Source organism: Thermodesulfobacteriota bacterium (assembly GCA_031082315.1).
Taxonomy (GTDB): domain Bacteria; phylum Desulfobacterota; class QYQD01; order QYQD01; family QYQD01; genus QYQD01.
The window spans coordinates 99,641-113,472 of record JAVHLC010000004.1 but is presented as its reverse complement, the minus strand read 5'-3'; the positions used below and the strand labels follow the sequence as shown (position 1 = coordinate 113,472).

14 protein-coding genes are annotated in these 13,832 nt (G+C 50.4%); all 14 read left to right on the top strand.

The genetic code is table 11. The features are described 5' to 3' along the window. Nucleotides 1–60: 60 nt before the first annotated feature. The 14 genes from RDU59_05420 to RDU59_05355 all read left to right on the top strand — a co-directional run bounded on the left by RDU59_05420 (nt 61) and on the right by RDU59_05355 (nt 13,803). Nucleotides 61–216: a hypothetical protein gene (locus RDU59_05420; GenBank protein ID MDQ7837913.1), complete on the top strand. Its 156-nt coding sequence runs from the start codon at nt 61–63 to the stop codon at nt 214–216. Next, the gene (locus tag RDU59_05415; GenBank protein ID MDQ7837912.1) at nt 201–566 is read left to right on the top strand and encodes a GxxExxY protein; all 366 of its coding nucleotides are present in this window, start codon (nt 201–203) and stop codon (nt 564–566) included. Before RDU59_05420 ends, RDU59_05415 begins: the two co-directional genes overlap by 16 nt. After that, a complete protein-coding gene (gene pseC / locus RDU59_05410; protein MDQ7837911.1) occupies nt 563–1,942 on the top strand; it encodes a UDP-4-amino-4,6-dideoxy-N-acetyl-beta-L-altrosamine transaminase in 1,380 nt (459 codons plus the stop codon). The genes RDU59_05415 and pseC overlap by 4 nt, the downstream gene beginning before the upstream one ends. Nucleotides 1,943–2,090: 148 nt before the next feature. Continuing rightward, nucleotides 2,091–3,083, top strand: coding sequence for a Gfo/Idh/MocA family oxidoreductase (locus RDU59_05405; GenBank protein ID MDQ7837910.1), 993 nt, complete (start codon nt 2,091–2,093; stop codon nt 3,081–3,083). 195 nt (nt 3,084–3,278) lie between these two features. Further along, nucleotides 3,279–5,330: an aminotransferase class III-fold pyridoxal phosphate-dependent enzyme gene (locus tag RDU59_05400; protein MDQ7837909.1), complete on the top strand. Its 2,052-nt coding sequence runs from the start codon at nt 3,279–3,281 to the stop codon at nt 5,328–5,330. A gap of 230 nt (nt 5,331–5,560) precedes the next feature. Further along, nucleotides 5,561–5,899 carry a GxxExxY protein gene (locus RDU59_05395; GenBank protein MDQ7837908.1) on the top strand — a complete coding sequence of 113 codons (339 nt, stop codon included), beginning with the start codon at nt 5,561–5,563 and terminating at the stop codon, nt 5,897–5,899. Then, entirely contained in the window at nt 5,896–7,419 is a 1,524-nt protein-coding gene (pseG, locus tag RDU59_05390) for a UDP-2,4-diacetamido-2,4,6-trideoxy-beta-L-altropyranose hydrolase (GenBank protein ID MDQ7837907.1), read from the top strand. The genes RDU59_05395 and pseG overlap by 4 nt, the downstream gene beginning before the upstream one ends. Before the next feature lie 4 nt (nt 7,420–7,423). Continuing rightward, on the top strand, nt 7,424–8,479 hold the full coding sequence (gene pseI / locus RDU59_05385; GenBank protein ID MDQ7837906.1) for a pseudaminic acid synthase: 1,056 nt from the start codon (nt 7,424–7,426) through the stop codon (nt 8,477–8,479). A gap of 358 nt (nt 8,480–8,837) precedes the next feature. Continuing rightward, nucleotides 8,838–10,061 (top strand): N-acetyl sugar amidotransferase, encoded by a 1,224-nt coding sequence (locus RDU59_05380; protein ID MDQ7837905.1) that lies wholly within the window; start codon nt 8,838–8,840, stop codon nt 10,059–10,061. A gap of 69 nt (nt 10,062–10,130) precedes the next feature. Further along, the gene (locus tag RDU59_05375; GenBank protein ID MDQ7837904.1) at nt 10,131–10,517 is read left to right on the top strand and encodes a four helix bundle protein; all 387 of its coding nucleotides are present in this window, start codon (nt 10,131–10,133) and stop codon (nt 10,515–10,517) included. A gap of 59 nt (nt 10,518–10,576) precedes the next feature. Further along, nucleotides 10,577–11,194, top strand: coding sequence for an imidazole glycerol phosphate synthase subunit HisH (gene hisH / locus RDU59_05370; protein ID MDQ7837903.1), 618 nt, complete (start codon nt 10,577–10,579; stop codon nt 11,192–11,194). A 141-nt stretch (nt 11,195–11,335) separates the two neighbouring features. Beyond that, nucleotides 11,336–12,124: an imidazole glycerol phosphate synthase cyclase subunit gene (locus tag RDU59_05365; protein MDQ7837902.1), complete on the top strand. Its 789-nt coding sequence runs from the start codon at nt 11,336–11,338 to the stop codon at nt 12,122–12,124. Between the two features lie 48 nt (nt 12,125–12,172). Then, a complete protein-coding gene (locus RDU59_05360; GenBank protein MDQ7837901.1) occupies nt 12,173–13,195 on the top strand; it encodes a hypothetical protein in 1,023 nt (340 codons plus the stop codon). 38 nt (nt 13,196–13,233) lie between these two features. Continuing rightward, a complete protein-coding gene (locus tag RDU59_05355; protein ID MDQ7837900.1) occupies nt 13,234–13,803 on the top strand; it encodes a GNAT family protein in 570 nt (189 codons plus the stop codon). Nucleotides 13,804–13,832: the final 29 nt, after the last annotated feature.

Genomic DNA, 13,832 nt, shown 5'->3' with positions numbered 1-13,832 from the left:
ACTTTTAGCCGCAGACGCATTTCAAGACTGTCTTGCCACAGAGGACACAGAGAAAATTCAATGACTTCCAAAAAATCAAAAGAAAAAGGCAAGGCAGTTAAGAAAAACCGTCCAGACTGCTACCCGTGGGAAAACGGATTCTGGCTTGAACTACTGATCGCTGTGCCCCTGTGGCAAGATTCTGATTTTGGGAATAAGACATGGCAGATAAACTAACGGAACAGATCATAGCAGCGGCAATAGAAGTCCACCGTATACTTGGACCGGGGCTGCTTGAGTCTATATACGAAGAGGCGCTTTGCCATGAATTCTCACTTCGAAATATCCCTTTTGAGCGGCAGAAAGAAGTTGACGTCGTCTACAAAGGCCGGGTCATTAAGGGACAACGGATTGATTTACTGGTGAATAATGAAGTTGTGGTCGAAATTAAGTCGGTTCGCAGGCTGGAGGATATTTTTACGGCTCAGGTATTGTCGTATCTAAAAAGCACAGGCTTAAAACGGGGCCTGCTTATCAACTTTGGCGAAAGCAAACTGGTCAGCGGTGTGAAAAGGCTGTCCCTATGAACTCTGTGCCCTCTGTGTCCTCTGTGGCAAAGAGTATTGGTGAACGGTCAACGGATAACGGTGAGCGTCCCATTATTCCCTATGGTCGGCAGTCGGTTGATGACGACGACATAGCCGCAGTGGTTGAGACCCTGCGATCAGATTGGCTAACCCAGGGCCCCAGGGTGCGGGAATTTGAGGAGGCTTTTGCCGTCTATGTCGGTTCCAGGTACGCTGTAGCGGTGAACAGTGGGACGGCTGCGCTGCATCTGGCATGTTTAGCCGCCGGCCTTGGTCCGGGAGATGAGGTTATAACCAGCCCGATTACTTTTGTGGCCACGGCCAACTGTGCGCTTTATGTGGGCGCCCGGCCCGCTTTCGTGGATATTGACCCTGCAACCTTCAATCTGGATCCCGGGCGGTTGGAAGCATATCTAAAAAGTCGTCCACCATCAAGAGGTCGGATAACGGACAACGGTGAACGGACAACGTCTACGCCTCGTGCAGTCATCCCTGTCCACTTTGCCGGCCTTCCCTGCGACATGTCTGAAATCCACCGGGTCGCAAAAAAGTTTGATTTAGTCATTATTGAGGACGCCTGCCATGCTCTGGGGGCCAAGTACAGAGTAGGGCGGGAAGAAGACAGCCGATGGATCAGTATCGGGAGTTGTGCTCATTCCGATATGACTGTGTTCAGCTTTCATCCTGTTAAGCATATCACTACGGGTGAAGGTGGTATGGTGACTACCAACGACGCAGCTCTGTATGGGCGCCTGGTCCTCCTCAGAAACCATGGCATTACGCGTAACCCTGAAGAGTTCACCGTTCACGGTTTGCCATCGGAAAGTCGGACAACAGGCAACGGACAACGGTTAACGGATAATGGTGAACGGACAACGGTGAACGGACAACGGGCCATGCCCTCATGGTATTACGAGATGCAGAATCTCGGCTATAACTACCGGATCACCGATATCCAGTGTGCCCTCGGGAGATCTCAACTGAACAAAATAGGGTCTTTCGTGGAACGAAGGCGTTCCATCGCCGGGCAGTATTCACGAATAATAGGAGGGCTCCCCAAATTACGTCATCAGACGGAGCCGGACGGGTGCCAATCTTCCTACCACCTTTATGCCATACGTACGGACGATAAGGCCAGGATGTCGAGAGACGAGGTCATGGCAGAGCTTAAGAGAATGGGCGTGGGCACGCAGGTTCATTACATACCGGTTTACAGACATCCCTTTTACCAGAAGTTGGGATTTAAGGCCGATAGCTGGCCCAATGCCGAGCACTTTTTTCAGCATTGCCTGTCTATCCCCATGTTCCCCGGAATGTCCGAGAAGGATGTGGGGCGCGTGCTGCATGCGCTCGAAAAAATAGGGAATAAGCTGTGAGGTGGAGGACGCTAAGGCACTCCGATTGCGGGTTTCGTGCTGCGATTTACGGCTGCGGATTCCACTGATGACGGACGATGAAAACGTGTGACCGACAAAGACAGACGGGCAACGGTCAACGGTAAACGGAGAACGGTGAACGAATAATATGAGAATTGCTGTAGTCGGCTGTGGTTCTATTGGAAGACGTCATATCAGGAATCTGATTGTTCTGGGTGTACAGAACAAGGACATTATCGGATGCGATGCCGACCCTGAACGGCTTAGTATTGTGAGAGCGGAGAATGGCATTACAGGGTTCTCCAGGTTTCCGGACGTTTTAGCGGCAAGGCCTGACGCAGTCGTTATTGGCACGCCCCCGAGCCTTCATGTTCCCCTAGCTCTGGAGGCTGCGAGAACAGGATGCCATCTTTTTATCGAAAAACCATTGTCGAACAGCTTTGATCAAGTAGCTGATTTGGTAGAAGAGGTGGAGAGGAAACAGCTTATTACCTTAATCGGTACTAACTTCAAATTCCACCCGAGCTTTGTAAAGATGAAAAAAATCCTCGAATCTGGCGTTTTGGGAAGAGTGTTGTCGGTGCGGTGCCAGTTTGGTCAGTACCTGCCCGACTGGCACCCGTGGGAGGACTATCGGAAGACTTACAGCGCCCGGCGGGAGCTTGGCGGTGGTATCCTTTTTGACTCCCACGAGTTTGACTATATGAGCTGGTTCATGGGCGATATAAAAGAGATCTTTTGTATGGCCGGGAAACTGAGCGATCTCGAAATCGATACAGAAGATACCGCCGAGGTGATTCTGAGATTCAGCAGCGGTACTATCGGCGAAATTCATCTCGACTATACGCAGAGACGCTATCAGAGGAACTATGAGTTTTTTGGAGAACAGGGAACGTTGAAATGGGACTTCAACGACCGTGAGGTTCGTCTCTATAAGGCAAAGGAAGAAATGTGGGAGGTATTCCAGGAGCAGAGTGGCTATGACCTGAATATGATGTATGTCGAGGAGATGAAATATTTCTTGGATTGCGTCCGGAACGGGAAGCAAACGATTACGGATATCCATGGTGGGGTGAAAATCCTCCAGGCCATCCTGGCAGCCAAGGAATCGGCGCGTGACGGACAAATAAAGAAGGTGTAGTCCATGACTCAGGAACTCAGGAAAGAAATGAAAAGATGCTTGCCACAGAGCGCACAGAGTTCACAGAGATTTCTTTCTTTTTCCGGCGGAATCCATAGGGCTATCTTGACGGTCAGGGTTCCATTCCGACGCCCTCGCCATGATACTGAATTCCTCTGTGCCCTCTGTGACCTCTGTGGCTAGAAAGGGACTTATATGATCTTGGCTATTATTCAGGCGCGTATGGGGTCCACTAGACTACCGGGCAAGGTTCTTGCAGACATCTGCGGAAAACCCATGCTCTGGCATGTGTGGAACAGGGTGCGGACAGTCCCGTCTGTAGACAAAGCGGTAGTAGCAACTTCAGTAAGCCAGGCCGACGATCCTGTAGTCGATTTCTGTATGAGACACGAAATCGAGTATTTTCGCGGTAACGAGGCGGATGTGCTTGACCGTTTTTATCAGGCTGCAAAGACATTTTGTGCGGATGGGGTGGTCCGTATCACTGCGGACTGCCCGTTGATCGATCCCGGTGTCGTTGACAGGGTGGTTCGTGTCTATCTCGGAGGCGATTACGATTACGTCTCCAATACGCTAAGATACACGTACCCTGATGGCCTGGATACAGAAGTACTTACGTTTGCGGCATTAGAGGCGGCCTGGGGGGAAGCAAGGCGGGCAAGCGAGCGGGAACACGTAACGCCATACGTTCGCACCTCAGGACGGTTTCGACTGATGAATGTTGAAAACGCCGTAGATCTGTCTGCCCGCGGATTTCGATGGAGTGTTGATGAGACGCGTGATCTGGAATTCGTACGTGCCGTCTACGCCAGACTCGGCGGTAACGGCCGGCTCTTTGATCTCTCTGACGTCACGAATCTGCTCGATCAGGAGCCGGATTTAGCGAAAATCAATCAGGGCAGTGTTCGAAACAGCGGATACTATGTTTCCTTGGCGGGAGAGCCTCGTGTTTCCCCGAGAACGAGAGAACTGAAGAACTCCGGTGAGCTAAAGGCAAAAGCTGCGAGACTTATTCCTTCCTGCAGCCAGACCTTCAGCAAGGGGCCCTCGCAGTTTGTGCAGGGAGTCGCGCCGGTTTTCCTCCGGCGGGGTTCTGGTAGCCACGTGTGGGATGTCGATGACAACGAATATATCGACTACCCGATGGCCCTGGGACCAATCATCCTAGGCCACAACTATCCGGCCATAACCGAGGCGGTTAACCGCCAAATGCAGGACGGGACAACATTTTCACTGCCGCATCCGCTGGAAGTGGAAGCAGCAGAAATGCTTGTTGAGATTATTCCCTGCGCCGAAATGGTACGCTTCGGAAAGAACGGATCCGATGCCACCGCAGGGGCTGTCCGTGTTGCACGGGCCTATACCGGTAAGGAGATCGTGGCCTGCTGCGGCTATCATGGTTGGCAGGATTGGTACATAGGGACCACCACAAGGAACAAGGGGGTGCCGAAGGCCGTACAGGAACTGACCGTTGCCTTTGAGTACAACAACATTCCCAGCCTGGAACGGATATTTGACGAGCACAAGGGCCAGGTGGCAGCGGTAATCATGGAGCCGGTTGGAATAATAGAGCCGCGCGACGGGTTCCTGCAACAGGTGCGGGAACTGACGCGGCGCGAAGGGGCATTACTGGTTTTCGACGAGGTGGTTACGGGCTTTCGCCTGGCACTGGGCGGAGCTCAAGAATACTTCGGAGTTGTGCCTGACCTGGCTTGCGTTGGAAAGGCCATGGGCAATGGATACCCGATTGCGGCGGTGGTAGGGCGCCGTGAGATTATGGAGGTTTTTGACGAAATATTCTTTTCCTTTACCTTTGGCGGCGAGACAATTTCTCTGGCGGCAGCGGTGGCTACCATTGCCGAAATCCGTAGGCAGAATGTAATTGGACACCTTTGGGAACAAGGTGCGAAGTTGAAGGACGGATACAATGTGCTGGCACGAGAGTTCGGTGTAGATGCTTTCACAAGATGCATCGGTTTGCCGCCTCGCACGGTTATCACCTACAAGAACGAGAACGGAGAAGAGTCCTTGGTCTTCAAAAGCCTGTTCCAGCAGGAATGCCTGAAGCGAGGGATCCTGTTCTCCGGAGGCCAGAATATCTGTTTTAGCCACAGCGATGCGGATATCGACTATACCTTGCGTGTGTATCGGACGGCGTTGGAGATACTGGCCGAGGCCATCAAATGCGGGGATGTGGCACAGAGGCTCGAAGGCGAACCGGTGCAACCGGTTTTCCGAAAACCATAAGAGTTTAGCCACAGAGGACACAGAGATCACAGCCGCAACTAAATATTTTTTTGCCACAGAGGACACAGAGATCACAGAGGGTTAGAACAAAAGATGGCGGATAAATTAACGGAACAGGTCATAGCCGCGGCGATTGAAGTCCATCGTATCCTGGGGTCTGGTTTACTTGAACATGCATAGCGAGCACATTCCCTGCTGCTTGCAGCGGGGTTAGCGAGCGAATATGATGCATTTTACCTTGCATACGGAGATTCCCCGCAGCAAGCTGCGGGGAGCTTCAATCAATATATGAGGAAGCTTTTTGCCACGAACTATCGCTTAGGAGTATGTTTTTTGAGCGGCAGAAAGAAATTGATGTCATCTATAAGGGCCGGGTGATTAAGGGACAACAGCTCGACTTGCTGGTAAATGGAGAGGTTGTGATTGAAATAAAGTCAGTACGCAGACTTGAAGACGTGTTTACGGCACAATTGCTATCATACTTGAAGAGCACAGGCCTAAAACGTGGCCTACTTATCAACTTTGGCGAAAGTAAACTGATCAGCGGAGTAAAAAGGTTGTCGTTATGAACTCTGTGTGCTCTGTGCCCTCTGTGGCAAAAAATCTTGTTATCCGGGCGGATGCCGGGACCGAAATCGGCACCGGGCATGTGATGCGTTGCCTCGCATTGGCCCAGGCCTGGCAGGACGCAGGGGGGCATCCCATTTTTGCTATGGCCACGGAGGTGCCCAATCTGGAGGGCCGCTTGAAATCGGAAGGTGTCGAGGTTGTTCATCTGGCGGTCAAGCCGGAAAGCGCCGAAGATGCGGCAGCTACGGCAAGTCTGGCGCAAGAGGCAGGGGCGACATGGATAGCCGCGGACGGGTACCGGTTTGACACGCGATACCAGCGAATGGTCAAGGGCTGCGGCGCAAGGCTCCTGATGATGGATGACTATGGCCATGCAGACCGCTATCATGCGGATGTCATTTTGAACCAGAGCGCAAACGGCAATGAAGATTTCTACGAAAAGATAGAGAACTATACCTCCCTTTTGCTCGGACCCCGCTACGCGCTTTTGCGCCGGGAGTTCTTGAAGTGGCAGGGATGGAGTCGGGAAACACCAGAGGTGGGTCGTAAGCTGTTGGTTACTCTAGGCGGTAGCGATCCGAACAATGTCACGCTCAAGGTGCTTAACGCTATACAGACGTCGGATATCAAAAATCTAGAGGTTAAGGTCGTTATCGGGCCGTCTAATCCGCACGAGGCCTCCTTAGCGGAGGCTGTTCACTGTTCACTGGTTACCGTTCACCGTTCTGTGGAAAACATTCCTGAACTCATGGCCTGGGCGGATTTAGCCATTTCAGCCGCGGGAAGTACATGCTGGGAACTGGCATTCATGCGGTTGCCTGCTCTTCTGCTGGTCGTGGCCGACAATCAAAACTGCGTAGCCGATCGGCTGGAGGTGGCTGGAGCAGCGATTAATCTGGGCAGGCAGAGCGCAGTCTCGCCGCCCGATATATCCCGAGCACTCCTTCGGTTGCTCAGGGATCGAGGAGAGCGGGAGGCGATGGCCCGGTCCGGCCGGAATTTGGTCGATGGTGAAGGCGCCGCGAGAGTAGTGAAATGTTTGCAGGGTGGTGGAATGGAACTGCGTCCGGCGTCTGTCGATGATTGCCGGCTTTTGTGGAACTGGGCGAATGATCCGGAGACGCGCGAGGTCTCTTTTTCGCCGGAATCTATCAAATGGGAGGATCACGTTAAGTGGCTGGAGTCAAAACTGGGCGACCCTGACTGCGTTTTTTGGGTGGCGAGCAACGGAGAGGGGACTTCTATCGGACAGGTGCGGTTTGACGTGGACGGCGGCGAAGCGATAATCTCGGTCAGCGTGGACAAAGCGTTTCGAAACAGGGGTTACGGTAACAGGATCATTCGATTGGCCTGCGGAAAAGTATTCGAAACTGCACGGATTGGCTCCATTCATGCATACGTGAAGGAGGGTAATTACGGATCCGCGAAGGCCTTTTCCAAGGCCGGATTCAAGAGGTCCGGGATTTGCATGGTCAAGGGGCAGAAAGCTTTCCATTTCGTCCTGGAGAGACCTCAGTGAACGTATGAACAGCCTGATTGAGATAAACGGTCGCCCTGTTGGAGGGGGATATCCGGTGTATATTGTTGCCGAGTTATCCGCCAACCACCGTCAGGAATTTGACAGGGCGGTTGAACTTGTCAAGGCGGCCAAGGCAGCAGGGGCAGACGCCGTAAAGTTGCAAACCTATACCCCGGACACCATGACCATCTGTTGTGATAACCGTCATTTTCAGATTGGGAAAGGCACCCTGTGGGAAAACCGTAGTCTATACGACCTCTACGACGAAGCCTATATGCCTTGGGAATGGCAGCCCAAGCTGAAAGCAATCGCCGAAGACCTGGGCATGGACTTGTTTTCCGCAGCGTTTGACCACTCGGCTGTGGACTTTCTGGAAGAAATGGGCGTGCCGGTCCATAAAGTGGCATCGTTTGAGATTGTAGATATCCCGCTCATCGAAAAAATGGCCCAAACCGGGAAACCTTTGATCATCTCAACCGGAATGGCGAACCTGGGAGAAATCGAGGAGGCGGTTCAGGCCGCGCGCCGTGCAGGAGCCATGCAGATTGGCCTCCTCAAGTGTACCAGTGCGTACCCGGCACTGCCGGAGGATATGAATTTGCGGACTATTCCACACATGATGACCGCATTTAACGTCCCGGTAGGGTTGTCGGACCACACCCTGGGTATAGCCGTGCCTGTGTCGGCGGTGGCGCTGGGGGCGTGCATTGTAGAGAAACACTTCACTCTGTCGCGGGCTGTTCCTGGTCCCGATTCTGTCTTTTCCCTGGAACCGCATGAATTTGCGGCGATGGTGGAGGCGATCCGCACATCCGAAAAGGCCCTCGGAACGGTAAACTATGGTACGAGCAGTGAGGAATCCAGAAGTCTCATGTTCAGGCGATCCCTTTTTGTCGTGCAGGACATGAAGGCCGGCGAGGTATTTAGTGCGGAGAATGTTCGGTCTATCCGGCCCGGATATGGTCTGCCGCCCAAATTTTTGAAAGAAGTTCTAGGCCGCCGGGCATCAAAAGATATTAAAAAAGGCACACCGGTTGACCGGAGTTTAATGACAGTTTGAACATGCATAGCGAGCGCATACGATGCATTTTACCTTACATACGGAGATTCCCCGCTTGCTGCGGGGAGCTTCAATTATCGTAACAACTTAGCGTTTTGAAAATGCATGATAAAAAGTGCAAAGAAACATATCAAATCTGGAAATCAGGAACTCAGGAAAGCATTTTTGAGAAATCGATTTTCAGCAGTTCGGCTTCTGGTTACTCTGTTTTTCATGAGTTCATGAGTTCCAAATTGAAGTGAGATTTTTGTATCTTATTTTCATGAGGTTGTGAGTTCCAGATTAATAGCCTTTTCTGAATGTAGGACTGTTTCAAACACCTAAAGTGTTACGAATTATCTAATTGGAGGTGCATACAATGAATGACCTCAGGCGTTGCACTAAATGCGTTCTTCCTGAGACTCACGAAACCATTGTTTTCGACGGAGAAGGTGTTTGCAACATTTGCCGTCAGCACGAATACAAACAAACCGCTATTGACTGGGAAACCCAAAAAAGAGAACTTGACACAATTGTCGCGACTTATCGAGACAAGTATGACTATGACTGCATTGTACCTTTCAGCGGCGGTAAGGACAGCACCTGGACGCTTTACTATCTGGTAAAAGAGTATGGCATCAAACCTCTCGTAGTCCGTTTCGACCATGGTTTTTTGCGTCCCAATCTGCTTGAAAATACTATTCGCACCATCCGCAAGCTCGGTGTTGACCTGCATGTATTTACGCCAAACTGGCACGTTGTACAGAGGTTGATGCTCCAAAGCTTCCTCGAAAAAGGGGACTTCTGCTGGCACTGCCACACGGGGATCTTTGCCTATCCCATGTGGGTGGCAATCCGGTATAAAGTTCCTCTGATCTTTTGGGGCGAACCTTCCGCTGAGTATACTGCGTATTACAGTTATGATCAACCGGAGGAAGTGGACGAAAAACGCTTCAACCGTTACACAAATCTTGGGATTACGGCTGAGGATATGTTTGTGAGGTTCGAAGGCCGCATCGATAAGCGCGATCTTCAACCTTTCAACTATCCGCCGCTAAAGGAACTTCGAAAGATCAATTATCGATCAGTCTGTCTCGGAAGTTTCATCCCTTGGGACGTCAAGCGACAGAAAGGTATCATTGAGGCCGAGCTGGGGTGGAAAGGTGACGAAGTGGAAAATGTTCCCCCTGGGTACGATTATGAAAAAATAGAATGCTACCTCCAAGGGGTGCGCGATTATATAAAGTTAATCAAGAGGGGATATAGTCGGCCGACTCATTTGGCTTCCATTGACATCCGGAATCGCCGCATGAAACGCGAAGAAGCCATGGCCATGATTGCGGAATACGAGGGAAAACGCCCTCCCAGTCTCGATATTTTCCTGGAATATACCGGATTGACGGAAGACGAATTCCTTGAGATCGCAATGAGTCACGGTGTTTCGCCTTACAAATATGACCCTTCGAAGGTTGAGTTTGGCAGGAAAGTTCATGATGTTGAGATGTGGCCCAGACACGGAGCCATGTCCCGGGAAGAAACAGAGGTTCAGCTTGACCGCTGGCATCGCAGAAATGGACGAGTCCCGTTGCGAGCAGCGCTTTGATTATGGGACGCAGATGAACGTATGGTTCTACTAAGGTTCACGGTTCAGAGTTGGTTTCGGTAGAGAGGGATGAAGATTGAACGGTTTGAAGATATTGAGGCTTGGCAATTATCACGTGAGCTAACTCAAAAGATATACCGTCTAACGAAGAAGCCGGAATTTGCAAAGGACTACGGGCTGAAGGGCCAAATACAAGATGCAGCCGGATCATCGATGCATAACATTGCCGAAGGTTTCGATTCCGAGGCAAATGCGGAGTTTATCCGATTCTTGCGATACGCAAAACGATCTTGCACGGAAGTGCAGAGCGAACTCTATGTCGCATTGGATGAAGGGTACATATCGCTCAGCGAATTCAAAGATGCTTACGAGCAGGCTGGACGTACACGTGCTGCAATTCGTGGATTCATCAATTATCTCAGAAACTATGAAAAGCGCAAAAACAGCCAATCGTGAGCTATGGACCAAAAACCGTGAACCGTGAACGGTGAACCCTGAACCCTGAACCTTAAACTATGATCGGTATTATTGATTACGGTATGGGGAATCTGCTTTCCGTTTACCACGGGTTGGAGATGGTGGGAGCGGAGGTAAAAGTCTGCGCCCGGGGGGAAGATATCAAAGATGTTGAACGAATTGTGCTTCCGGGTGTCGGCGCTTTCGGGGATTGTATGACGAACCTGACAGAGAAAGGTTTCACAGAAGCCCTGAATAAGGCGATTATCCACCAGGGCAAGCCCATTCTGGGTATCTGCCTCGGCATGCAGGCCATGGCGCGCCGAGGTTTCGAAGGCGGGGAACACAAAGGATTGGGTTGGATTGAGGGTGATGTCGTCCGCCTCCAGCCTGACGATCCGCTTCTGCGAGTGCCCCACGTGGGCTGGAATGAGGTTCATTATCGTCAAGAGAGCCCACTTTTTGCAGGGTTACCGCTGTCCCCTGATTGCTACTTCGTCCACTCCTATCACTTGAGGTGCGATCATGAACACGATGTGGATGCGATCTGCAATTATGGCGGCGCTGTAACCGCAGCGGTCAGGCGGAACAATATCTTCGGTACCCAGTTTCACCCGGAAAAAAGCCAGGATTATGGCCTACAAGTGCTTAGCAATTTTCTCAAATGGAAGCCATGACCGAGTTGCGGGTTACGTGTTTCGCGTTCCGAGTTACGAGTTACGGGTGGGCCTTATAAGTTGCGGGTTGCGAGTTATGGGTTACGGCATGCCGTCCAGGTCAGGTTTGAGTCTGTGTAAGTCAGTGTGGGTCTGTGGCTAATGTTGAAGAAGCGGCTTATACCAAAGTTACAGATGAGAGCGAGCCGTTTCGGGTCAACAACCCGGATGGTTCTCGTGACTACCGTTCAGTTCGGAGAGGTCATCGAGATAGGGGATCCAGTCTCCCAGGCCAAGATCTATGAGGCCCAGGCTGCGGATGAATTGATATTCCTGGATCTCGATGCTTCGCTGGAAAATCGAGAGACGGTAATAGACGTGGTGAGAAAGGCGGCCGAGGAAATTTTTATACCATTCACGGTGGGAGGCGGAGTCCGTTGTATCACAGATTTTCGCACATTACTGTCTAACGGCGCCGACAAGGTGAGTGTTAATACCGCTGCGGTTGAAACCCCGGATCTGATTAATAAGGCTTCGGAAATATTTGGCGCGCAGTGTGTAGTTTTGAGCATCGACTATCGGAGAGATGGAGATAACAAGTACCGTGTTTGGGTCAAGGGAGGCAGATATAAAACCGATCTCGATCCTGTGGACTGGGCTGTTGAAGGTGAGAGGCGCGGCGCAGGCGAGATATTATTAACGTCCATCGACCAGGATGGTACCCGAAATGGTCTGGATTTGGCGCTGACAAAGCGAGTGACAGAGGCGGTTTCCATTCCGGTTATTGCTTCAGGAGGTTGCGGAATGGCTAGCCATTTTGTGGATGGCTTTATCGTGGCAAAAGCAGATGCCGTTTCGGCAGGGACTTACTTTTGCTTTAAGGATGAGAACCCTATGCAGACCCGTTCCCGGGTCAGAAATGCAGGCATACCTATTCGCCTGCATACGTAATATGTTGGAATACTCATTAAAGAATAAATAAAACCGGAGACAATTCTTATGAACTTCGGACAGATCGATCAAATCATTCTTTTCGGCGGCGCCCCGCTTTTGAGCGTTTTCGCCCAGCACCTAAAACGCAGAGGGGCATCTGTCACGGTCTTCAGCAGTAAAAGGCATCTTCAAGAGTTGATCATGCAAGAAAATCAAAGTCTGGAAGCAGTATTGAAGAAAAACAATATTCCTTATTATTCCTGTTCCGATATCAATCAGGATCCCCATATTCGTCCTCTGATCACCGGAAGGACGCTCGGTATTGGTCTTGGAGAGGTCTGGAGTTTTAGAAAAGACTTGATCGATCTATTTGGAGGACGACTGCTTGATTTCATGGGGATTCGTTTGCCTCAGTACCGTGGAGGAGCACATTACTCGTGGCAGATACTAAGAAAAAACCGAATCGGCTGTTGTAATCTTCAGATTATTAACGAAGATATGGTTCAAGGAGTATTTGATTCCGGAGAGATTGTAAAAAGCAGGGAGTATTTTTTCCCAGTCTCTGCCCGGATTCCCCAGGATTATTTTGATTTTGCCGTAAAACAGGAACTGGCTTTTCTGGAAGAGTTTTTGGAGGAGATAAAGGCAGGGCGGGATTTTCCGCTGACCAGAGTCCAGGAAAACTTCAGCCTCTATTTTCCGAGGCTTTATACGATTAAGCATGCCTATATTAACTGGGACTGGGATGGCCCTGATATAGAGCTCTTTATTTGCGCATTTGATGATCCATATCCCGGGGCCTCGACTTTTCTTAACGGTCGGCGGTTTTTTTTAAAAGATTGTTATTTTGAACCGGGCGATGGACCTTTTCATCCCTTCCAGGTCGGATTGATATACAGAATTGCGAATGATTCCATTTTTGTCGCAACCAAAAATGGGACGCTGATTGTGAAAAAAATCTTTGACGAAAACGGGATAAACATCCTTTCCCAGGTGAAACTGGGACAGAGGCTATTTACGCCAATGAAATATCTGGAAGAGGCCATGACTTATCAGGCCGTATATGATGCGGAAGGAATTGTGGAATGATATTTTCATAGCTATTTCAGTGGAGGATCAAAACTAGAATGGGAGAAAGGGATAACAAAAAGGCACTTGTGAGTCATTTTATTGATGGTAAAAGGATCTATTTGCGTGAGGTCAGGCTTTCTGACGTAGGCGAAAGTTATCATCGCTGGCTTAACGATCCTGATGTGAATCGATATCTTGAGACGAGGTATATTCCCCAGTCTTTGGAGGGGATAAAGAGGTATGTCGAAAGAATGGACGGTAACACAAGCGAGATATTCCTGGCCATTTGCCTTAAAGAGAATGACAAGCACATCGGCAATATTAAGCTGGGTCCGATTAACTGGATTCACCGATTCGCCGATGTTAGCCTGTTGATAGGAGAAAAGGCCTATTGGGGGAAAGGCATTGCGACTGAGGCTATCACGATCTTGACCGCATTTGCCTTTGATATTCTGAACCTCCACAAGCTGAGGGCCGGCTGTTACGCAGAAAATATAGGCTCTGCAACGGCGTTTATGAAGGCGGGCTTCAGAGAGGAGGGCATTCTGAAAAAACAGCGTTGTGTGAAGGGGCAATTCCAGGATGAAATGCTTTTCGGCCTTTGTTGTGAGGACTGGGTCAAGTGATATTTCGTTGGCCGGGGATTATGTTTTTT

Bases quoted from the DNA above. Each gene is read 5' to 3' on its own strand.
- pseG (MDQ7837907.1), top strand. From the start codon at position 5,896: ATGAACTCTGTGTGCTCTGTGCCCTCTGTGGCAAAAAATCTTGTTATC.
- hisH (MDQ7837903.1), top strand. From the start codon at position 10,577: ATGATCGGTATTATTGATTACGGTATGGGGAATCTGCTTTCCGTTTAC.
- RDU59_05420 (MDQ7837913.1), top strand. From the start codon at position 61: ATGACTTCCAAAAAATCAAAAGAAAAAGGCAAGGCAGTTAAGAAAAAC.
- pseC (MDQ7837911.1), top strand. From the start codon at position 563: ATGAACTCTGTGCCCTCTGTGTCCTCTGTGGCAAAGAGTATTGGTGAA.
- RDU59_05380 (MDQ7837905.1), top strand. From the start codon at position 8,838: ATGAATGACCTCAGGCGTTGCACTAAATGCGTTCTTCCTGAGACTCAC.
- RDU59_05375 (MDQ7837904.1), top strand. From the start codon at position 10,131: ATGAAGATTGAACGGTTTGAAGATATTGAGGCTTGGCAATTATCACGT.
- RDU59_05400 (MDQ7837909.1), top strand. From the start codon at position 3,279: ATGATCTTGGCTATTATTCAGGCGCGTATGGGGTCCACTAGACTACCG.
- RDU59_05365 (MDQ7837902.1), top strand. From the start codon at position 11,336: ATGTTGAAGAAGCGGCTTATACCAAAGTTACAGATGAGAGCGAGCCGT.
- RDU59_05355 (MDQ7837900.1), top strand. From the start codon at position 13,234: ATGGGAGAAAGGGATAACAAAAAGGCACTTGTGAGTCATTTTATTGAT.
- RDU59_05360 (MDQ7837901.1), top strand. From the start codon at position 12,173: ATGAACTTCGGACAGATCGATCAAATCATTCTTTTCGGCGGCGCCCCG.
- RDU59_05415 (MDQ7837912.1), top strand. From the start codon at position 201: ATGGCAGATAAACTAACGGAACAGATCATAGCAGCGGCAATAGAAGTC.
- pseI (MDQ7837906.1), top strand. From the start codon at position 7,424: ATGAACAGCCTGATTGAGATAAACGGTCGCCCTGTTGGAGGGGGATAT.
- RDU59_05405 (MDQ7837910.1), top strand. From the start codon at position 2,091: ATGAGAATTGCTGTAGTCGGCTGTGGTTCTATTGGAAGACGTCATATC.